This window comes from Amycolatopsis sp. NPDC102522 (assembly GCF_055584485.1).
On record NZ_JBVJLY010000009.1, the window covers coordinates 284,762 to 304,574 of the forward strand.

The 19,813-nt window shown below is 68.3% G+C and carries 21 protein-coding genes; 4 read left to right on the plus strand and 17 right to left on the minus strand.

From position 1 onward, the window contains the following. Both ACZ6YV_RS22975 and ACZ6YV_RS22980 read right to left on the minus strand, forming a co-directional pair. Positions 1 to 207: an excisionase family DNA-binding protein gene (locus tag ACZ6YV_RS22975; RefSeq protein WP_465511563.1), complete on the minus strand. Its 207-nt coding sequence runs from the start codon at positions 205 to 207 to the stop codon at positions 1 to 3. A gap of 232 nt (positions 208 to 439) precedes the next feature. Further along, on the minus strand, positions 440 to 1,204 hold the full coding sequence (locus ACZ6YV_RS22980; RefSeq protein WP_465511564.1) for a hypothetical protein: 765 nt from the start codon (positions 1,202 to 1,204) through the stop codon (positions 440 to 442). A 129-nt stretch (positions 1,205 to 1,333) separates the two neighbouring features. Here ACZ6YV_RS22980 and ACZ6YV_RS22985 point away from each other — a divergent pair, with 129 nt between their 5' ends. Further along, on the plus strand, positions 1,334 to 1,630 hold the full coding sequence (locus ACZ6YV_RS22985; RefSeq protein WP_465511565.1) for a hypothetical protein: 297 nt from the start codon (positions 1,334 to 1,336) through the stop codon (positions 1,628 to 1,630). 305 nt (positions 1,631 to 1,935) lie between these two features. Next, the gene (locus tag ACZ6YV_RS22990; RefSeq protein ID WP_465511566.1) at positions 1,936 to 2,220 is read left to right on the plus strand and encodes a hypothetical protein; all 285 of its coding nucleotides are present in this window, start codon (positions 1,936 to 1,938) and stop codon (positions 2,218 to 2,220) included. Positions 2,221 to 2,291: 71 nt separating this feature from the next. Here the strand turns inward: ACZ6YV_RS22990 and ACZ6YV_RS22995 are convergent, their stop codons facing one another. From ACZ6YV_RS22995 to ACZ6YV_RS23010, 4 genes are read right to left on the minus strand one after another with little or no spacing between them, the layout of a single operon-like run. Then, the gene (locus ACZ6YV_RS22995) at positions 2,292 to 4,076 is read right to left on the minus strand and encodes a DNA cytosine methyltransferase (RefSeq protein ID WP_465511567.1); all 1,785 of its coding nucleotides are present in this window, start codon (positions 4,074 to 4,076) and stop codon (positions 2,292 to 2,294) included. Continuing rightward, positions 4,073 to 4,513 carry a hypothetical protein gene (locus tag ACZ6YV_RS23000; RefSeq protein WP_465511568.1) on the minus strand — a complete coding sequence of 147 codons (441 nt, stop codon included), beginning with the start codon at positions 4,511 to 4,513 and terminating at the stop codon, positions 4,073 to 4,075. Before ACZ6YV_RS23000 ends, ACZ6YV_RS22995 begins: the two co-directional genes overlap by 4 nt. Before the next feature lie 42 nt (positions 4,514 to 4,555). Beyond that, entirely contained in the window at positions 4,556 to 4,903 is a 348-nt protein-coding gene (locus ACZ6YV_RS23005; protein ID WP_465511569.1) for a hypothetical protein, read from the minus strand. Positions 4,904 to 4,916: 13 nt separating this feature from the next. Continuing rightward, entirely contained in the window at positions 4,917 to 5,174 is a 258-nt protein-coding gene (locus ACZ6YV_RS23010; RefSeq protein WP_465511570.1) for a hypothetical protein, read from the minus strand. A 375-nt stretch (positions 5,175 to 5,549) separates the two neighbouring features. On the opposite strand from ACZ6YV_RS23010, the gene ACZ6YV_RS23015 reads away from it, so the two are divergent. Then, positions 5,550 to 5,963: a hypothetical protein gene (locus ACZ6YV_RS23015; protein ID WP_465511571.1), complete on the plus strand. Its 414-nt coding sequence runs from the start codon at positions 5,550 to 5,552 to the stop codon at positions 5,961 to 5,963. A gap of 5 nt (positions 5,964 to 5,968) precedes the next feature. Here ACZ6YV_RS23015 and mobF read toward each other — a convergent pair whose 3' ends face one another. From mobF to ACZ6YV_RS23065, 10 genes are all read right to left on the minus strand, one after another. Continuing rightward, a complete protein-coding gene (gene mobF, locus ACZ6YV_RS23020) occupies positions 5,969 to 10,483 on the minus strand; it encodes a MobF family relaxase (RefSeq protein ID WP_465511572.1) in 4,515 nt (1,504 codons plus the stop codon). A 220-nt stretch (positions 10,484 to 10,703) separates the two neighbouring features. Then, entirely contained in the window at positions 10,704 to 11,717 is a 1,014-nt protein-coding gene (locus ACZ6YV_RS23025; protein WP_465511573.1) for a hypothetical protein, read from the minus strand. A gap of 14 nt (positions 11,718 to 11,731) precedes the next feature. Next, positions 11,732 to 13,456 (minus strand): hypothetical protein, encoded by a 1,725-nt coding sequence (locus ACZ6YV_RS23030; protein WP_465511574.1) that lies wholly within the window; start codon positions 13,454 to 13,456, stop codon positions 11,732 to 11,734. Then, on the minus strand, positions 13,453 to 14,175 hold the full coding sequence (locus ACZ6YV_RS23035; protein ID WP_465511575.1) for a hypothetical protein: 723 nt from the start codon (positions 14,173 to 14,175) through the stop codon (positions 13,453 to 13,455). The genes ACZ6YV_RS23030 and ACZ6YV_RS23035 overlap by 4 nt, the downstream gene beginning before the upstream one ends. Next, complete coding sequence (locus ACZ6YV_RS23040; RefSeq protein ID WP_465511576.1) at positions 14,172 to 14,618, minus strand: hypothetical protein; 447 nt, start codon at positions 14,616 to 14,618, stop codon at positions 14,172 to 14,174. The genes ACZ6YV_RS23035 and ACZ6YV_RS23040 overlap by 4 nt, the downstream gene beginning before the upstream one ends. Then, positions 14,615 to 14,824, minus strand: a complete 210-nt coding sequence (locus ACZ6YV_RS23045) for a hypothetical protein (protein WP_465511577.1) — start codon at positions 14,822 to 14,824, stop codon at positions 14,615 to 14,617. Before ACZ6YV_RS23045 ends, ACZ6YV_RS23040 begins: the two co-directional genes overlap by 4 nt. Then, complete coding sequence (locus tag ACZ6YV_RS23050; RefSeq protein WP_465511578.1) at positions 14,824 to 15,192, minus strand: SsgA family sporulation/cell division regulator; 369 nt, start codon at positions 15,190 to 15,192, stop codon at positions 14,824 to 14,826. Before ACZ6YV_RS23050 ends, ACZ6YV_RS23045 begins: the two co-directional genes overlap by 1 nt. Continuing rightward, positions 15,189 to 15,473: a hypothetical protein gene (locus ACZ6YV_RS23055; protein WP_465511579.1), complete on the minus strand. Its 285-nt coding sequence runs from the start codon at positions 15,471 to 15,473 to the stop codon at positions 15,189 to 15,191. Before ACZ6YV_RS23055 ends, ACZ6YV_RS23050 begins: the two co-directional genes overlap by 4 nt. Beyond that, complete coding sequence (locus ACZ6YV_RS23060; RefSeq protein WP_465511580.1) at positions 15,470 to 17,569, minus strand: type IV secretory system conjugative DNA transfer family protein; 2,100 nt, start codon at positions 17,567 to 17,569, stop codon at positions 15,470 to 15,472. Before ACZ6YV_RS23060 ends, ACZ6YV_RS23055 begins: the two co-directional genes overlap by 4 nt. Continuing rightward, positions 17,569 to 17,982 (minus strand): helix-turn-helix transcriptional regulator, encoded by a 414-nt coding sequence (locus ACZ6YV_RS23065; RefSeq protein ID WP_465511581.1) that lies wholly within the window; start codon positions 17,980 to 17,982, stop codon positions 17,569 to 17,571. The genes ACZ6YV_RS23060 and ACZ6YV_RS23065 overlap by 1 nt, the downstream gene beginning before the upstream one ends. Before the next feature lie 208 nt (positions 17,983 to 18,190). On the opposite strand from ACZ6YV_RS23065, the gene ACZ6YV_RS23070 reads away from it, so the two are divergent. Then, positions 18,191 to 18,883, plus strand: coding sequence for a GntR family transcriptional regulator (locus tag ACZ6YV_RS23070; protein ID WP_465511607.1), 693 nt, complete (start codon positions 18,191 to 18,193; stop codon positions 18,881 to 18,883). Between the two features lie 69 nt (positions 18,884 to 18,952). Here the strand turns inward: ACZ6YV_RS23070 and ACZ6YV_RS23075 are convergent, their stop codons facing one another. After that, entirely contained in the window at positions 18,953 to 19,789 is an 837-nt protein-coding gene (locus tag ACZ6YV_RS23075) for a class I SAM-dependent methyltransferase (RefSeq protein WP_465511582.1), read from the minus strand. Between the last annotated feature and the right edge of the window lie 24 nt (positions 19,790 to 19,813).

The window sequence follows — 19,813 nt, forward strand, 5'->3', positions numbered from 1 at the left end:
TCAGTCACCTTCCGGAGCAGAAAGGCTCTCGACGTAGGCATCCAAGTCGTCAGCCGGGATACGCCGGTAGCGCCCGACGAGCACGCTTGGTACGACTTCGTCCCTGATCAGCGCGAACATGGTGGTACGACTGACGGAAAGTCGGTCGGCTGCCTGCTCGACGGTCAGCATTTCCCGGGGCGCTTTCGCGTTTTCGGGTGAGCTCACTTTTCCTCCCTTACGTGACCTGTTCACAGTGGCGACGGTTCCAATGAAACCAACCGTACTTCAAATCACCAGGATTGAGCGGAGGAATATTCAGTTCAATTTATCGCTTATTTCGCAGCATTCTCTCGTGTTTCACAATTTGCATAACGCGGGCAGTGTTCGACATCGCTGAGCAGCAGTTCGTGGACCAACTCGTGGACCAAGATCGCCGCTGAAGGTAAACAGCAGAAGGTCAGCAGTCCGGCAGCTTGTGGAGCCAGTGCAGGCGCGCGCGGCGGTAGTCGTAGAAGGGCGCAAGCCCGTCCGGTTCGAGTTCCCAGCGGTAGAACACCCCGATGTAGTTAACGATCAAGCTGCCGGAGTACGTGACCAGACGCCCGAGGGACGGGCTGACGTGGCCAAGCCCAGGCTCTAGCCAGAGCCCCCGGACATCGTCGTCTTCCGCTTGAGCTCGTCGGCATTCGTTGTAGTGAGATCGACTCTTAAACAAGACCATCTGTACGTCCACAGCGCGGGGTGCGCCGTCGAGGAAAGCCGAGAGCGATGGCGGCACCGGAAAACGGTCGTTGGCCATCCGGCAGCCGATGTGTTTGGCGAAGTACCGGGCCAGATCGGGAACCTTGGTCGGCCACTCCTCGCCGTAGATCTGGGCCATGTCGAGCCAGCCAGCCCAGCCGAGCTCGACATGTTCCCAGACGTAGTCGGAGAACACTTCGTAGGCACGGTCAAACGGTTGACTGCGGTTGTTGTTGCAGGGTGCGCACAGTCCCGGTTCGAATAGGACATCGCGGGATTTGCGCATACTCCTGACCGGCCGGAGTTCAGTGCCATTTCCCCATACGAGACTCTCGGTACCTTCCCACATGCGGCTGAGGTCACTCTTCTTGAACTTGTGCTCACGAGTCAGCGGCCCGGCACTCCCGCACCACCAGCAGGCGGTGAGAGCGGGAACCCGGTACCGATCCAGGGCTGTTCCGGAAAGCATGTCATCGGCCATCCGAACATTCTCCAAGGTCTCCGCCTGCAGGGATACTGAGTATCGTCGTTGCGACGGGAACTGGGTGAGGGACGACAGTTGGTCGAACCTGATACTACGACCTGCGGTGTTCGATACATAATCGAACACATGCTCGATACTGGCGACACGACTTCACCAGGGCCGCCGTACCTGCATATGGTGCGGCCGAGCCGTCCTGTGTGGGTCGACTTGAGCGAGGTCTACCAGGTCGGTGAGGTCTGGCCGACCTTGCCGAACGAGCTTGACCTCACCGCCACGGTGCCCGGGTTCCTCGGCATGTGGCGGGCGACCACCACCGGGCACTGGGTCGGCTGGGTGGTCTTCACGATCGGCGATCTCGACCGCGGCGGTACCCGACACCAGCAGTGCGTCATCGCGGACGCGCTGCGGCCCAGGGACGCCTGACCGGGAGGCTCGCAACTGGGTCGCTACCGTTCGCCGCGCGGAACCATCCGCTGCCCGCGCCCGGCGGGGGTAGAGGGGACAGGCGGGGCCGCTCGTGCCCGAGCTGAAACTGTGCAACTTAACGTACCGGCGGCTGCGCTCGCAGAGTCGCGGTTCCCAGGTTGGGCAGGTTCTCGTACGTTCGTTCGTGAGCACCATCGGCCGCAAAGCGGGGGCGGTCTCTCCTGATCCAAGAGACCGCCCCCAGTAGCTGTCCCGTCCGGTGGTGTCTTGCCTCCAGCAGGAACACGTGAGAACGGAACACCATGACGATAGATGCTCCACGGGAAATCTTGCGAGCCCGCGACGACAGAACGACAGTCCCACGCGACGACGAACAGCAGGTAGCAGTACCGGGGCCGAATCCGCCGGTCTGTGAGCGTGAGGAGCCAGGCGCCGAGCGGCGAGCCCTGCTCCAGCTCACTGGGCAGATCCTCGGCTCCTGGCCGGCCACGATCCGGCTGCTTGCCATCCTCGCCGTCATCGCGGGCGGCTTGTGGCTGCTGAACGCCACTGTTGACCTCGGCCTTATTCGCCTCGGGAAACCCTGACGAAACGGCTGAGACGCAGATGGACCCCGTCATCACGACGGGGTCCATCTGCGTCTATCGGCGTTCGCCGGTCAGGCGATCGCTTCCGGAGTGTCGAGGACGGCGCGTAGCCGGGCGCCGATCCACGTGCCGACGGCCGGGGTCACGGCGTTGCCGAAGCCGTCGGTCTGGGCGCGGGCGGTTCCCCAGACGACGAACGTTCCCTGGTAGCCGGGGAAGTCCACGTCGAAGCCGCAGCCGCGGCCGATCTCGTGCTTGCCGAGCATGCGGAAGTAGCAGTCGTCGAGGGTGAGGTCGGCGAGCGTGGCACGCCACACGGCGTCCAGGTGCGCGGCCGAGGCCGCGTCGGTGCCGTGCCATTCGGAGAACAGCAGCGCTTGACTGGCTGCCGTTGTCACGGCGGTGCCGAGCGGGCTGCTGACCGGGTGGGCGCGGTATCCGGCCTCGCCGATCGCGCCGTTGTTCTTGATTGTCCCGGCGGCGGTGAGCAGGCCGGGGATCTGGTCGGAGGTGACGGTGGGCATGGCCTCGGCGTGCACGGTCGGGATCGTGTTCTGCCGGAACGGCACGACCCCGGCCGACACCATGCCGAGCGTCTCCGACCCGGCTTGCGTCGGCAACGGCTCCGCCGCGCTGCGCGGCGTGCCCTGGAAGTTCGCGACCGCGAGCAGCATCGCCTTCTCGTGCGTCGAGGTCACGGTGTCCATCGGCCGGGTGATGTGCTGGCCGTCGCCGTTGTGGCGGTGCGCGGCGATCACCGCGCCCGTGGACAGGATCGCGGTCTCCTGCTGGCTGGTCTGCGTCGCCATCGGCTGCCCGATGTGCTTCTCCGTGCCGTGGACGGCTTTCGCGGGCATGAGGACGGCGGGGTAGTCGGCGAACTTCTGGCGGCAGCGTTCCGCGCGGGCCATCGTCGCCGCGGCGAGCGGCCCGACCGACCCGTCCCGCTGCTTCTTGTGCGGCTTGTCCCCGATGCGGGTACCGAGGTTGGACAGGTCCAGCGCGGCCAGCGACGGCGTCATCGGCGGGAACACCTCGGTCCGGCAGCGCGGGCAGCGGTAGTTGTACTGCTTGCCGTAGCGCACGGACCCAGAGGCCGGGACACCGGTTTTCCAGGACCACACCGCCTCGACGGTCGTGTCGCAGCGCGCGCACCACGATTCCGGCCGGTGCTCCAGGTCCGGCGCGGGCAGGGCCTTGTCCCAGAACGCGGCGTAGTAGCGGTCGCGGGACTGGCCCACACCGAAGAACATGCTGTTCAAGTACATGATCTTGTGGTCGTAGCCGAGGTTGTCGAACTGCTTGAGCCACCACCGGTAGGTCGACCCGTCGCCCACCTTCGGCTTGCCGGGGATCGCCGGTCCCCACGACGTCAGCTCGGTCGTGCACTCGACCAGGATCAACCGGGGGTGGTGCACGGCGGCGTAGTGCAGCACGCAGTTCGCCGTCGCGCGGTCCCGCTCCGACCGGGTCACCCGCTCCTCGAACTCCGGGTCGGTCATCGAGAACAACGTCAGGCCCTGCTCATATGCCTTGACCGTGTTGGCGATCGAGTGGTTGACACAGCTCACCCCGGCCGAGAGGAGATCACCGGCGGGCAGGTCGCGGGCGTCGTGGTAGTCCCCCGACTCCGGGTCGACCAGGTCCGCGATCCAGTGCTCGGCCTCCGGGTGGTTCGCCTCGTGAACCTCGACCTTGAACTCGTTGTGGTTCGCGGCCATGATCGTCTCGAACCCGGCCAGCTTGATCCCCTGCGTCAGACCCCCGAACCCGGAGAACAGCTCCACCGCGACCGGGTCGTCGTGGCGGGAACGCCGTCGGCGCTTGGCGGGCCGGTGGGTGGCTGTGCGGCTCATGCGCCTGCTCCTCGCGCGAGGTCGTCGAGGAACTGCTCGACACGTTCCACCGCGTCAAGGACGCCGCCGCTGCGGTCGGTGAGCACGTTCTCGCCCCGGTCGTTGACGACACGGTCCAGCGAGCCGCGCAGGTCCCGCATCAGCGTGAGCAGCTGTTCGCCGGTGACGGTGTGCTTGCGGGCGATGGCGTCGATCATCGGGCGCAGGTGGTGGTCGTCCCATTCGTCCTCGGCCAGTTCCTCGCCTTCGTCGGTGGGCGGATGAACAGCGAGCCCGCGCCATCCGCACTCGCAGTGGGCGCGGTAGCCGGTGAACTCGCGGGTGGCATGCGACCAGGTGCCTGTCTCGGTGCCGTCAGGCAGAACCCGGGCGGCGTAGCCCTCATGGCGGTCATGGCCGATCTCGTCGGCATACGGTCCGCAGTAGACGATTCCCATCAGAACTCCTTGTGGTTGAGCGGAAACAAGTGTTTTCAGATGTCAGAGCGCGGCCGCGTCGTCGTCGGCGAGGACATAGGTTGCGGTGCGGTGAATGACGGAGTGGATCCCGGCGCGCTGCGCGGCCTCGGCGCAGTGGGTGGCGCCGCGGGAGTTGTCGTGGATGAACGCGAGGCAGTAGTCGGCACCTGCGTTGACCATGTGCTCGTTGCGGCGGAACCCGGCGGAGCGGCCGTAGCGGTCCCAGTCGGCGAGCCACTGCTCGATCTGCCCGCCCCACTGCGCCCAGCACTCTTCGGCGAGCTGCCACACCTTCGCGAGGGCGTCCCGGATCACGGTGGTGTCGGTCCAGGTGCGAGATCCGGTGACCAGCACACGCGGCGGAGTCATGCGATTTCCCTTCTCAGATGTGCCACTGGTGGCCGCAGTCCAGGCAGGTCGCGATTCCGGCGAGAACGTAGAAGCTCCAATGCGTACAGCCCATGCGGACGTCGACAGCGGCCCGGAACTTGGTGTCCGCTCCGGCGGTCCCGGCCGGGCGCCTCCCGCGCCCTTTCGCGGCTCCGACCTGTCCTTTGAGTTCGTGGAGCTTCTCGACGGTCATGCCAAGCGCTTCCGCGTTGAGTTCGTCGTTGCTCTTCTTCTTTCCCTGTGCTGCCATGGCGATCTCCCTGTGTGGGTGGTGATCGGTTGGTGTGCCGGGTGGTTTTCTTCGCTGCCCGTGAGGGCGGGGCGTCGGCTTGCCGCTGCCCCTTTTCGGCGCACCGCGCGGCCCCAGAGGCTCGCGGTCAAGGGGTCAGGCCAAAAAGTTTTTGGGCGCACGCTTTTCGCGTCCGAAAAGTTTTTGGAATGTGCCCCTTTACCGTGAGGTTGGGGCCGTGCTAAGCCGGGCTGCGAAGCTCAAAAACACAGTCCGCGCTTGCGCGGACCTTGTTCCGCCCGCAGAGGGCGGTCATCGGTGAAGGCGACCGAACGGCGGCGGATTGCCCCGGTCGGTGGACGGTTTCTGTCGGGGGCGCGTGTCACCATGGATTCCATGGAGCTGACCGGGCGCGACTTCGACCGGATCCCCCACCGCAACGTGCGGGTGCCGGTCGTGGAATTCGCGCGCCTGTGGCTCACGGCCGAACGTCAGTACGAGCGAGAGCGCAGCTGGGCGGCCCTCGGTGTCGTCGACGTGTGTCGCTGGATCGCTTGCGCGACCGTCCGTCTCGACAACGGCCGCACGTTCCTCGCCTACGCCCCCGTCACTGAACGGACCGGGCTTGCGCACGAGGAAACGATCGAAGCGGAATGCCTGGCCGCTCAGCGGCTGTGGCTGCGCCGGCCGATCCCGGGTTACCTCGCGAATCGGCCAGGCTGGCTCGATTCGATCGTGGCCACCCTGGAATGGGCGTGGCATCGCAGCGGTGTTCCACCGCTCGACGTCCCCGCCCACTCCCAGGGCTGACCTGTTCATCGCCCGTACACCGCGCCGTCGGCGTCGGCCAGCTCGGCCGCGTCGGCGGCGTCGCTGGTGTTGCGGCGGTACAGCTCCGCCGCCTGGGCCTCCTCTTCGGCGTGCCGTTCCTCGACGGCCTGGCGGGCGGCGATCTCCTTCAACGCACGCTGCGCCAGCTCGACGGAACCCGCCGTCTCCTCGGCCGACGGCACCCGCACGTCGTCGGAGTCGACGACCGGGTCCTCAGCGGCCGCGACCTCGCGGACATCGGTCACCTCGACCTCGGCGAGCGACTCCTTGTCGGCATCGGCGAGGGTGACGGTGTCGACGTCGTCGGCGCGCTGCTGGGTGACGTCGGCGAGATCGTGGTCGGCGGTGACCTCGCGGTGCACGTCCTCGGCGGCCATGTGCTCGTGGTGGGCCTCAAGCCACTCGTCCGAGGTCACCAGCGGTGCGGGGGTGGTGTCGAGGTTGCGGGTAGAGATCTCCGCACTGGCGCGATCGGCCGTGGCGCGGGTCTCGGCGGTGTGGGCGTACCACAGCGCCCGCGCCTCGTCCGCGCCTTCCAGCTCGGCCGCGCGGGCCGCGAGGGTGTCGGCGAGCGCGTCGGCCTCGACGGCTTCCTGCAACAGCCGTTCCCGCTCCGAGTCTTCGGTGGCGGCGTCGGCTTCGGCGCGGCGCATCGCCGCGTCCCGGCGGCGGGCGTCGAGGGCCTGGTGGGTTCCGGCGAGTTCCTGGCCGACGAACTCCGGGCCCCACGCCTTCTCCCGCTCCCACGCCCGCATCCGGACCAGCAGCTGACCGTCGGACATCTCCAGCTCATCCCGCCCGGACTCCGGGCGACCGAGCACCCGCCAGGCCGAGCGCCACGACGCGTACGCCTCGACCTGCCCGGACTTCGGTGCCGCGCCCAACGCGGTCTCCGGGTCCTCGTGCCCGGTCAGCTCCCGGTGAGCCGCGACCGTCCCGGCTTGCTTGCTCCACTCCTTCCGCGCTTCCAAGTCCTCCGGGACAGGCCCGAACGCCTCGACCGCCCATTGCTGCGGCTCCGCCGCCAGCTGCTCGCCCAGTTCCTGGCGGCGGGCGTCGGCGGTGTCGGCCAGCGACCGCAGGTAGGTCGCCCACTGGGGGTCGTCGACCTTCGGCAGCCAGTCGGCGTAGGAATCGCCGACCGGGTCGAGGGTGACGGTGTCGGTGATCCGGTGGTGGATCACGTTCGTGAGCTGCCGCGACCCGGACAGCGTCCGGGCCGTCACCGCGTGGTCCAGCACGTCGCGCGGATCGTGTCCGGCCAGCTCGGCGCGGCGCAACAGCCGCGCGAGCGTGGGCCCGCCGTCTTCGGCGGCGATCCGTGCGCGCTGGTTCTCCGTCAGTTTCCCCTCCTCCACCAGTTCGTCGAGCCACCGCTGAGTACGACCGGCGGTCGCCAGCTCGGTGGCGTCGGCGAGAAGTTCGGCAGGGGTGCGGATCGCTTCGTTCTCGGCGGCGGCCTCGGTCGCCTCCTGAAGTGCCGAACGCTGCGGACTCGCGCTCTCGAACGCACCGGCGAGGACGGCGAGCGGTGACTTGTGGACGACGTCGACAACGTCACCGGTCGGGCTGTCCACCTGCACCATCAACCCGCTATGCGGCTGGTCGTCGTCGCCGACCCGGGACGCCAGTTCATAGGCTGTGGCCGTGGTGACGTGCGCGGTGTTGCCCTCGCGGCCGCGGGTGAGGCCGACGTAGAGGGCTTCCTGGCCGGTGGCTTCGGTCACCACCGCGTGGCTGGTGTCGACGGTGAGGCCTTGGGCGCTGTGGACGGTCGAGGCGTAGCCGAGCGCCACGTGTTCGGACACGTAGGCGCCGGGGAGCGTGATCCGCTCCCCCGGTACCTCGCCGACACCGGTTTCGCGTCCGAGGACGCGGGCGACGATGAGGCCGCCGTCGTCGCGGGTGTCGAGGACGCGGTACTGCTTGCGGTTGATCGGCGCCTCCGGGTTCCCATCGAACCCGGTGAGGTGCCAGCCGTTGTATCGCGCTTGCACCAGGTCCCCGACGCCGGCGTAGGTGCCCTGCATCCCCAGCGGCACCCCCGATTCGGCGACCCTGCCAAGGCGGACCAGTTCGTTGCGGAGTTCGGCCGACAAGTGGGCGGCCTGCTCGTTGGTGTCCACGATCAGGATCGAATGCTTCCCTGCGAGCGTGTCGGCGAGCCACGCCTTCCCGGCCGTGGCCTCGGCCTGTTCGCGGGTTCCGCCGTCGAGGATCCGGCCGTGCTTGTGGTAGTCACCGAGCACGGTCTCGTCGCCGTCGCGCAGCCGCAGCGACGCGCCGCGTTCCCACTCGGCGCGGAACCGGCGGACCTCGGTCAGCTCATACGCGGCCCCGGCGGTGGCCATCAGGTCCATGCCGCCCCCGGCGCCGACCGCGGCCAGCTGCCGGTGGTCGCCGGTCAGCAGCAGCTTCGCCCCGGCTTGCTCGACGTGGTGGTGGATTGTCGCGAGATCGGCGGTGTTGGCCATCGCGGACTCGTCCACCACCACCAGGTCACCGGGATTCAGCCGCCACTCGACGTGGTCGGGGTGGGTCGAACCCTCGGCGAGCTTCGTCTGCGCGTGCAGCCACCGCGCGATGTTCCGCGCGGTCAGGCCCTCGCCCGCGAGGACATCCGTGGCGACCTGACTGGACGCCAGACCGACCACGCGGCGGGACTGCCCGCCCCACAAGTCGTTGTCCTGCCACGCTTTCGCCAGCGCGCCGACCACAAAGGACTTCCCCGTTCCGGCCGGGCCGACCAGCGACTCGACCGCCGCACCGGAGGTCAGCACGCCGCGCACCGCGGCGGCCTGGTCCGCGCCCAGCACCATCCCGTGCTCCGCCAAAGCGGACACGAACCCGTCCACGTCGGACACATCCAGCGCCGGGGCACCGCCCCGGGCCGTCGCGGCGGCGAGCGCGCGTTCGGTGTGGACATGCTCCGGGGTCGCGTACAGGCGGCGGCCCGGTGCCTCGTAGGCGGATTCGCCGTTCGCGAGCTTCAACGCGTCCGGCAGGACGGCGGCGCCGGGACGGTCGGTGGCGAGCGGGGTCGCGAGCTTGACGCCCTCGGCCGTGAGGGTGTCCAGCAGCCGCGCGATCTGGGCGCCGTCGAGATCGCCCAGCTGGTCCGGGAGGGCGTCGGAGATCGCGCGGGTCAGGTCCGGTGCGGTCCATCCGGCCTTTGTGGACTGCACGTCCGCCAGCGCGGTCTTGAGCACCTCGTCCGGGGACCACCGGGCGGCTTCGCGCGGACCGTGGGCGAGGTTGAGCACGTCGCGGGCGACGCCGGCGAGACCGTCGGCGACCTCGGCGCGCAGCTCGCGGTCCCACCGCTCCAGCCGTGCCTCCGTGGTCTCGCCGTCGTGCGACTTCGCCTTGCGGGTCGCGAAGGTGGCCTGCCGCTGCAAGCGGTCCAGCTCCAGCGAGTTCGGTTCCCGCCCGAACCGGGCTTCGAAGGACTCGACCAGGCTCGCGGTCTTCTTCGTGATCGCGCGGCGGCGCGAGCTGAACAGGTCCATCACCTGCTGGTCGACTCCGACGACCTCGCGGGACTTCCCGTCCGGCCGCGTGGCAAACGAGATCCCAAGCGCCTGCGCGAGGTGCTCCTCGGTGGTGCGCTCCCCCACCGCCGCCGCCGCGCCCCGGTGCGCGTACAGCGCGCGGCCGTCCAGCGTGCGCCACTGGCCGTCCGCGCCTTCGACGCGGTTGAGGATCGCGTTGTGGATGTGCAGCTGCGGATCGTGGTTCCGCGAATCGTGCTGGAAGAACGACGCCACGACCAAGTCGTGGGCATCGATGAACCGTCCGGCGGCCCCGCCGTGGTGACCGACCCGCGAATACCCGGCGTGCTCGGACAGGTAGTCCAGCGACGCACGGTTCCCGGCCCAGATCGCGTCCTCGACCGCGTCGCGGTGCGCGCGCCACGACTCCGCCGCGGTGCGGGCGTCGTCGCGCTGCCGCCCGATCTCGGCCAAGTCGGCCGGGGACGCGCCCGCCGCCGTGGCGGCGGCGAGCGCGTCGTCCAGTCGTTCAGCCGTCCGTTCAGCGCGGACCTGCTGCGCCTCGAACGCGGTGTGCAGCACGGTGACGGACTTCTGGACGCTGTACGTGGCGTCCAGAAAGGCGACGTTCTTCCGCGCGGACTTGTTCGCCTCCAGCCGCAACTCCTCGCGGCGTTCAGCCGTCGCATCCGGTTCCTTGTCCAACGCGGCCGCGTACAACTCGTCCGCCGTTGGATAGTTCCGGCCGGTGTGGCCGAGAGTGGACGCCTCCGCCCACCGCGCTGGATCCTTGAACGCCTCGTCACGCGGGTCGACGAACTGCTCGTAGACCGCCTGCATGTCCTGCTCGTCGACCAGCCCCGTCAGGCCGAGTTTCTCCGCTCCGCCGCCGTACCAGCGCCCCGGCGGCTCCCCCTCGGCGACCGCGTCGGTGTAGTAGTTCTCGCGGCCTTTCGCGACCTCCTCGGTGAGGTAGGAGACCGAGTATCCGTTCGACAGAGTCAGCATTTCGGCCCCCTTTCAAGATCAACACGTGGCACGTGAAGATCAACAACGGCGGTGGTGTTCCCGGGCGCCCTCCAGGGCGCACCGGCCCGACAGATCGTGATGCATAGGTGTGCATCTGATTTCTTGGTTGGTGAGTACTTGCTGGGTGAGGTGCTGATGGGTGTCTTGGGCTGAGTTGGTGGCTTCTTGAGTGGTGATGTGGTGCTGACTGACTTGCTGATCATGAATTGGCCTTGGTGGTGCTGGTGTTCGTGATGACGTGAAGGTGGTGCGGCTGTTCCCGGAGTTCCTTGAGGACGGTTCCGGCGGTGCCTCGGGAAACCTCGGCCGTGTCGGAGAGTTGATCGACCGTCGGGAGAGCGCCGTGGAGGGCCTGGTGCTTGCGGGCCTCGTGCAACGCCCGGTCCCGTTTCGGCGAGGACGGCACCGGCGCTGGACGCTCCGGCGACCGCACGTCCGAACCACGCTCCTCGGCCGTGTCGAGCTGAACAGATTCCGGCTGCACGACTGGACGTTCACCCGACGCGGGGCCGCTGGACACGTCCAACGGGGTCGGTTGGACGTGTCCAGACTGGACGGCGGCAGCCGACGGCTGTTCCGATTGGACGGGCTCCGGCCGGACGCTCGGCGTGGACGGACGGTCCGCCGCGGGCGTCTTCGCCGGGCGGGCGGTGATCAACTGGTGGACGACCACACCGCCGATGGACACCACGGCCATCACGACACCGGTGTCCCAGTGGTGTCCGGTCGAGAAGCCGTGCAGGAAGTTCAAGCCCGCCGCGACGGCGGCGAACACCCACACCCCGGCCTTGAGCCACCCGGTCGGCTCGCCCCGGCGGACCCCGATCGTGACCGCTGCGGCGAACGCCCACATCGCGGCCTCGCTGAACAACGGCAGCAGCACCCCGACCGGGCCGAACACCTGCATGCCGTAGGCGGCCATCGCCGACCACGCCAAGATCGCCGGAACCAGGATCACCGGAACGAACAGCAGATCCAGCGCGTGCTTCCTGCCCGCTGCCACCAAGGCCTTCGCGAACCGCGACCGGGCCGCTTTCCGCCCGGCACGCTTCGCCTCCCGCGCCTCCCGCGTGGCGACCTCGGCCGCACGGCGCTGCTCAAACTCCAGCCGCCGGTCCTCCCGCTCCTCCGCACGCTCCGCTGCCTTGTCCGCGCGGCGCTGATCGGCGACTGCGGCCCGGTCCGCGCGGGCCTCCTCCCGCCGCGTCGACACGCCATCCACACTCATCACTGCCCCCACTCGTCGCCGTCGTCATCGGTGTCGTCGGCCGCCTCGACGTCCTCGGCGGGCTCGTAGGCGGCGCTGTCGGCGTCCTCGTCGACGTCGGCGTCCTCGGCGGTCAAGCGGTCCACGGCGTCCTCGGCCTTCTCGACCGCGTGCTCGCATTGCGCCATCTGTTCCGCAAGGGCGGCGTAGCCGTCTTCCTCGGACACGACGTCGTCGATCCGGTCCAGCACGGAATCCGTGTCGATCTCGTCCGGCTCACGGACCGCGCCAAAAGGGAGATCGTCGGCGACGTCGGTGGTCTCGTCCTGGTCGGCGACCGGCCACTCGCTCGCCTGGCCATCGGCGGACGGCTCGGCCGTGACGCCCGCTCCTGTCAGGTCTTCGTCCGCGAGAGCGCTTACGCGCTCCCTCTCCGCCTCGTCCAAGGTTGACGGTGGTTCGGCGGCGTCCTCGTCGAGGACCTGGTCGATCCGGTCGACCACGTCGTCGGCGTCAGCGGCGACGCCGGTGGTGTCGTCCTGGTCGGCGACCGGCCACTCGCTCGCCTGGTCGTCGGACGATGCGGTCGACAGCTGCGCGAGTGCCTGGTCGAGATCCGCGTCGAACGCGTTGAGCACGGTGAGATAGGCGGCGCGGGTCGCGTCGCTCTCGACCACGCCGTGGATCTCCTCCTCGGTAAGTTCCCGTGCCATGGCGGCGGCATCTCGGGCGGTCAGACCCTCGTTGGCGGCCTCGATACGACTGTCGTCGGTAACCAGCTCGATCGCGGTCCGCAAGTCCATGTCCGGCAGGCTCGTAGTCACGCTGGCATCCCGGGCAGGCAGGTTTCGCTCGATCCAGCCGCCGGGTTTCGGGGCCCGCTCGGGAACCTCGGGTGCCTCGATTTCGTCGGCCTCGTCGAGGGCGTCGTGGGTCGTGGCGACGTGGGTCTGGTCCACCAGCCGCTGGATTTCCTGTTCCTCCTGCGGCTCGTTCCCGTCGGCCATCTCGGCGGCCTTCGCGTCGTGGCTGTCGGCCGTGGCTGTGGCCTCGGCGGCTTCGCGTTCCAGTCGCGCGCGCACCTCCGGGTCGGTGGCGCTGGCCGCGGCCGTGGAGCGCAGGGACGCGACGTGGCGGTATCGCTCGGCGGCGAGCCGGGTCGCTGCCTGGGTCAGCTGATCCGGGTCCTCGGCCGCTGCCTGTTCGGGTCCAGTGATGCCGTCCGCGGGAATGGGATCCTGGGCGGCGGTGTCGGTGGCGATCGCCCGCGCGTCGTCGGGCTCGTAGCCGATGATCAGTAGTTGCTCGTAGTCGCTGACGGCCTTCGCCCCGATCGGGGACACCCGCTCCAACCGTTGCGCGATCTCCTCCGGCGGGACGCCGTCCTGCTGCCAGGTCTGGTAGTCCCGCATGGTCGTGTTGGCGATCTCGCGCTGCCGCAACTGCCCGGACGTTTCGCCGAGATCGTCGAGGACGTCGTGGGTCGCGGCCACCCGGGTCTGGTCCACCAGACGCTGGATCTCCCGTTCCTCCCACGGCTCGTTCCCGTCGGCCATCTCGGCGGCCCGGGCGGCGTAGCCGTCAGCGGCGGCCGTGGCCTGGCGGGCTTCGCGTTCCAGCCGTGCCCGCACCACCGGATCGGTGGCGCCCTCGGCGGCGGTGGAGCGCAGGAACGCGACATCGCGGTGCCGCTCCGCAGCGAGCCGGGTCGCGGCCTGGGTCAGCTGATCCATCCACTCGCTCATCGCCGGCCACCCCCGCTCCGGCGGCGCGCGGCCTCGGCCTCGCGGGCGTCGGCGATCACGTCGGCGTCCGGCTCCGGCGCGGTCTCGGTGCGGGCGGTGCCCCACCAGGCGGCGATCGGCGCGAGCGCCGTCCCCGACGGGACCCGGGGCGCGGGCAGGAACAGATCGCCGCCGTCCTGGTGGTTCTCCAGCGAGCAGTTCGCCGTCGCCGCCTTGATCCGCTTCACCACACCCGGCCGGTACCGGTCATGCCAGTCCGCGGCGCGGGCGACGGTGGCGTCCCGGTCGACGTAGGCGGCGAGCCACGACCGCATCAGCGTGACGAGTTCCTCGACCACGTCGGGGTGCCACCACCAGCATTCGGGCAGCTCGGCACCGTGGTAGCGCAGATACACCCGCGCCAGCCACACCGACAACTCCGTCAACACGATCTGGGCCTCGTCGGCGCCGTCGGTGTCGTCGCCGTCGGCCAAATCGAGCCACGACAACGGCCGGGTCTTCGTCCCCGGCTCCTCATCGTTGACCTGCTCCACCAGAGCCTTGACGACCTTCGCCAGCTTCGTCACCTGTTCCGGCAACGGCTCCACCAGCTCGTGCAGCGTCGTCACCTGCTGCGGAAGCGGCGTCACCGCTTCCATCGCCATCCGCAGTCCCTCCACCTCACGGGCCAAACCCGCGACCGCGGCCGACGTTGCGAACTCCTTGTCGTTGGCGGTCATCGGGCACCACCGCTCTCGACACCGGCGACCAGGTGGGCGTGTGCCATCCACGACCGGGCCAGCTCCAGGTGCCGACGGGTGCGGACCGTGTCGTGGTCGTCGGCGGCGGCCAGCGCGGCGCGGATCGTGTGGGCGAGGACGTTGAGAACCACCTCGTCGGGCACGATCCGGCACCCCGGCCGCAGCGCGCGGCCGAGGCCGAACAGCACGGCCGCGGGCACGGTGACATCGTCCGGGCAGGAGATCATCGTGGCCTTGCGCAAGAGCACCGCGTGCAGCGCGATCACGCCGTCTTCGGCGGTGTCGTACTTCGCGAACAGCGGCCGCAGCAGCTCGACTTCTTCGTCGATCATGGTGCGGCGGCCGAACGTCGACAGCGTGGAGACCTTGGCGATCATGGTCGCCGGGATGTCAGCGAAGATTTCTTCGGGCGTAAAAGTCATCGGTTGATCACCTCAACGAGGTCGAAGCGGGCGTGGAGTTCGGTCCAGGCGGCGTGGTGACGGTTGTCGGCGGTGTGCCACAGCCCGTCGGAGCCGGGGAACCACAGGTGCATCAGGTCGTCGCGCACCACCGGCGCGTCGGTCGGGGCGGGCTTCTCGGCGACGCCGGCGGTGAGCCACACACGCGGTGCCGTGGGAGCGCTCATCAGAACGTCACCTCCGGGAACACCGCAGCGGCGGCCGACCAGTCGATTTCCTCGGCCCCGGCCGGAACCATCCGGTAGGTCAGGGACAGGAAGGTCGCGAGGTCGTCGCGGCGGAAGATCGCCGAACCCTCACCGTCCGGTGTGGACAGGGCGAGCACGAGCAGGTCGTCGCGGGCGATGAGCCGCACGTCCCCGAGCCCGGCGGCACCGGTGTTGAGGGCGAGGTCTAGCAGCTCCCGCGCGAGGACCCAGCGGGCCTCCGGCTCGCTCGGGAACGTCATCGTCACGGCGAACGGCTCGTCGGGCCGGTACTCGACGGCCACGCGCAGCCGGGTCGTGCCGACCAGGGCGGGCATGTGCACCTTCATCGCGCACCCCCACGGGGAGCGGAGCCCAGACGGCGGCCGGTCTCGGACACGACCCAGGCCACGAAGTCCGGGCGCACCCCGGGCGCGATGTGCGCGTCCAGGAACGTGGTGATCTGCTCGGCGGGCTGGCCGTTCACCGTGCGCCACACGATGATCTCCACCAGCATCGCGACCAGCCGCCGCGATTCACCACTGTGGACCGCGAACTCGCGGGCCAGCTGCTCGATCACGGCCGTGATCCGGAACGTCTCGACCGGCACGAAAGGCGGGTTCGGGTTCATCGGGACCGGCCCTCCCCGCGCTCATCGCTGCCCGGGAGCTCGCTCGTCCCGGCGATGTGCGCGTCGAGCTCGGCGTCCAGTGCCGCCAGCGGATCCGCCGCAGAGGCATCGCCGTGCTTCTCTCCCTCCGGTTCGGTGTCCAGGCGCACGGCCTCGACCCGGACGGCACCGGCCTCGTGTTCGGCCTGCGGCGGCACCACCGGCTCGACGCGAGCGGCGCGGCGGGTGGCGGCCCAGTCCTGGGCGCGGGCCACCCACGGCTCGACCCGGTCGGCGAGCATGTCCACGAACGCCCCCGCCTTCGTGGTCCACCGGTCGACGCGTTCGTCCCAGCGCAGCAGCAGGTCGGTGTGGCGGGCTCGGCGCTCGACGGCCTTCACATCCCGGCGCTTCCACGCCATATGGAGCCGCCCGATCGCCGCGGGCATCCCCCTGCGCACGATCACCGCGTGCAGCTCCGGCAGCTGCGCGATCTGCCCCGGCGAGAGCACCGGCACCCGTTGCGGCGTCCGCCCCGTCACGTGGCCGTCGTTGTCCTCGGTCGCGACCATCTCGTGCCGGTCGGAGGTCAGCAGCGAATAGGCCTGCAAGTCGTCCGCGTCGCGGGCACCGGCCAGGATCAGCACGGTCGCCGAGTTCGTCATGATCGCCGCGCAACCCGTGTCGCCCCACCGCTTCCGCAGCTGCGCCCGCGACTGCGCTCCGATGTGGATAGTGATGTTGCGGCCACCCATGTCCGCCGTCCAGGTGTCCAGCGGCACCGGCGCGATCAGCGCCGCCTCGTCCAAAACCAGCGTCAGCGCCGGATCCAGCCGCCCGCCCGGAGATTCCGAGGCGATCTGGCGGGCCTCGCGGGCGATGTGCGCCGTCAGCGCCGCCACCAACGGAGCCGTGTGCCCCTCCTCGGCGCCGAGGAGGTAGAGGGTGGCGCGCCGCTTGAGCAGCTCGGCCACGTCGAGCCCGCCCAGGGTGGTGGTGGCCTTCGCCGTCGGGTCGGTCAGCCACGCCAGCGCGGGCATGATCGTGGTCGTGATCGACGACCGGGTCCGCTCGTTCGTGGTCAGGAACTGCTCGGCCGTCGTCGCGAACGCGTCCTCCGGCGAGCGGCGCAGCAACCGCAGCACCTCATCCGCCGCGCGCTCCGGGTTCGCCACCCACGCCTGCACATCGCGCATCTCCAGCTCACCCAAAGCGGCGGCGTGCATCAGCGCCGCCAACGCCCGGCGGGCCTGATCCACCCAGTGCTGCCGCTCCTCGCTGCCGCCATCAGCGGGCAGCAGGTCGGCGGCCCGGTAGGTGGCGGTCACCGGGTTCCCGCAGCCCTGCAACGGATCCAGGCCGATCGTCGACTCGACCTTCCCGATCCCGGACGGGTTGTACACAAACACCGGCCCAGTCGCCTTCCGCAGCTGCGCGGTCAGCTCGATCAGATCCGTCCGCGTCGACGTGGCGATCACCGCGCCCGGCGCCTCGAGGATCCGGCACGCCAGCTCCCCGGTCTTGCCCGACCGCGGCCCACCCAGCCGCAACGTCACGTCCTCCACCGGCGACCACACCCACTGGAAACCCACCCGCGCGATCCGCGTCGCGTACCCCAGCACCGGAACCCGCCGACGCGTCCACCACATCGCCCGCTTCAAACCCGGCTTCAACGTCTTCGCCTTCCGCCGCATCGCGCCCTTCGACGCCACCCGCCAGATCTGCCACCGCGACGCCACACCACCATTCCGGCGCGACCGCCGCGACCACTTCCCAATCAACCCCGACGAACCATTCCGGCCCCGCAAACCCAGGAACGCGGCAACCGCGAGAACCGGGCCACCGAACAGCAGGCCCCACGGCCACACGTCGTAGCCCGGCGTCTCCGACGGGACCCAGCCCGCGAACCACACCGACAAACCGGTCAAACCGGCCGCGACCGTCACCAGGCGTGCCGCGTTCCCCTTCATCAACTCCGCGAGACCGAACACACCGGCCGCGACACCCGCGACCACGAACCACGGCCACACCACAGCGGCCTTCACATGCCAGTCACCCAACAGATTGCCCAGCGCGATCAACACGACCGCCACCAAAAGAGCCCCGAAAGTACGCATCAGGCCGCACCCCCAGCCACGAATCCAGCTGCGTCGTCGTCCTCGCGCTCAGCCCTTGTCGCTGCTGCGGACTCGCATGCCGCGATGTACTGCTCGATGGCCGCGCCCGGGATCCGAACCGCGCCCCTTCCAGTGCCAATCCGGATTGCGCGTAGCGCCCCGGACTCGACCGCCCGATAGATCGTGGCCACTGAGACGTCGAAGCTGTCCGCGACCGTCCGAACCCGGTACAGCCGGGTACGTTCCACCTGCATCGTTTCTCCCAAAGTTCCGGTGCAAGCCCCGGTTGGTGTGCCAGCACCGGCCGGGGCATCTGCTTTTGCTGCGGTCGCAACCCCTTCTGGAGTCGCTGTGATCGCAGCGTATACGCAACTGTGTATGCACAACAGACTTGGTGCTACACAACTGTGCATACACAGCCAGACTTTGGCTCACACGGGTCCTTTGACCTGCGGAAACGCTTGAAGATAACGATTTAGCAACGACCAGGCACGGGCTGCGAGCGGGTCGCGGGTTCAAGCTGGCGACACCAGCTACCCAGAGGGCGCCGTCGTCACAACTCGGCAACCCATCAGCGAAGCGCTATGTATACGCAGCTGGGTATACTCTGCCCGAGTGTCCATGCACCCAATGTTTGGAGAGGAACAAATGCCCGAGCCAGCGTACGTTTCCATCGCAGGTAAATACGCTCGAAAAATTCGAAGCGGGCAGCTTCCTCCGGGCATCCAGTTACCAAGCCTCTCTGAGATTTCCGCAGAGAATGGCGTTTCCAAGATCGTTGCAAGAAACGCGATCGAACTTCTGCAAACCCAGGGACTCGTTCGCACAGTTCAACGCCGGGGGGTTTTCGTCTCAAGTCGAACAAACCTGGTTCGAGTCGCACTGGAGCGACAGCTTGAAGACGCAGAAACGACCTTCGGGCACGAATCGGCCGAAGGTGCACATGTCGAGCGGGAGACTAGGGAAATTCCCGCGTCCGCCGAACTAGCCGAAGAAATGATCGTGCCACTCGGCGAGATTGTGACTCACGTTATTACGCGAGCCACCGAGGAGCGTCTGCCGATTTCCATATCCGACACGTATCAGCCACTCGGGATCACCGGATTATCCACGGCAAAATACCTTGAGGAAACGATCGCCGACCGACTTCCTGTTCCCGCACACGCCGAATGGCTCAAAGTTGAGCCTGGTGAAATCGTGAAGACCGTGCATCAGAAATTCACTACAGCCAACGGTGGAGTGGTGATGATTTCCGATATCTCCTATCCTCGCGACAGGTATGACGCGTTTGTCTTTAAGATGACTCTGCGGTGAGACCGGCGGTCAATTAACGCGAGTAACGCGGGCCAGGCTTTCAAAGCCTGGCCCGCGTTTGTCGTTGAACTATCGTCGTTCCCAAATCTGAGCAACATCGTTAAGGTTCCACCACGACACAAATTGATCATTCTCGTCGGCGAGGCTCCATCGCGCTGCTAGCTCATCAAAGAACAACTCGTCGCCGGTCTTTCCTCCGCGCGGCTCGCCAATAAAAAAGAGTCGATGACCGCCAGAAGCCTCAAAATTAGCGAGCATCTCCGAAGCCATCGAGTTACCCCACCCCGGCGGCCAACACAGGAAGAGTGTACTTTCGCCACTGTTCCAGACATCCGGACCCAGCTCTTCGACGCGTCTAACGGAATGCCATACGGCTTGCCGCCCCACCGCATGGTCGAATGACGCGTTCGAACTCGCGTCGGGCGGTGCAATATCAAACGCGTGAACGTCGATGCCCGACTGGGACAGCTGAGCCGCCCAGTAGCCGCGGCCCGCACCGACCTCGACCACAGCGTGCCCTGCGCAAGCCGCTACAGCCCATTCCAGGGTCGCGGGCGACGGGATAGCGTACGCGAACGTCGACTGCAAGATCGTGGCCGCGAACGCGAGTCGACCGCTGCCTGAAGGCCGGCCGCCGTCTACAACTCGACGACCTGCGCGTTCGGAAACGAGCGGCGCAACGATCTCCCAGTACGGGTTGCCACCCGCTGCCTCGCTGGCCGTCAGATAGTGGATCATCCGCAGGTCGAAGGCTGCGTCGAGCTGATCGTCACCGGTCCCCGGCAAGCCTGGTGCGAAGTCCAGGTACTCGGCGAGTTTTGGATACTCCTTCTGGAGACGTTCTTGATCGTCCAGCAGTGCGACCAACTCACTGCGGCGACTGTCTGTCAGTACAAGTTCGGCCACGTGCACCAGTCTGACGCACCCGCT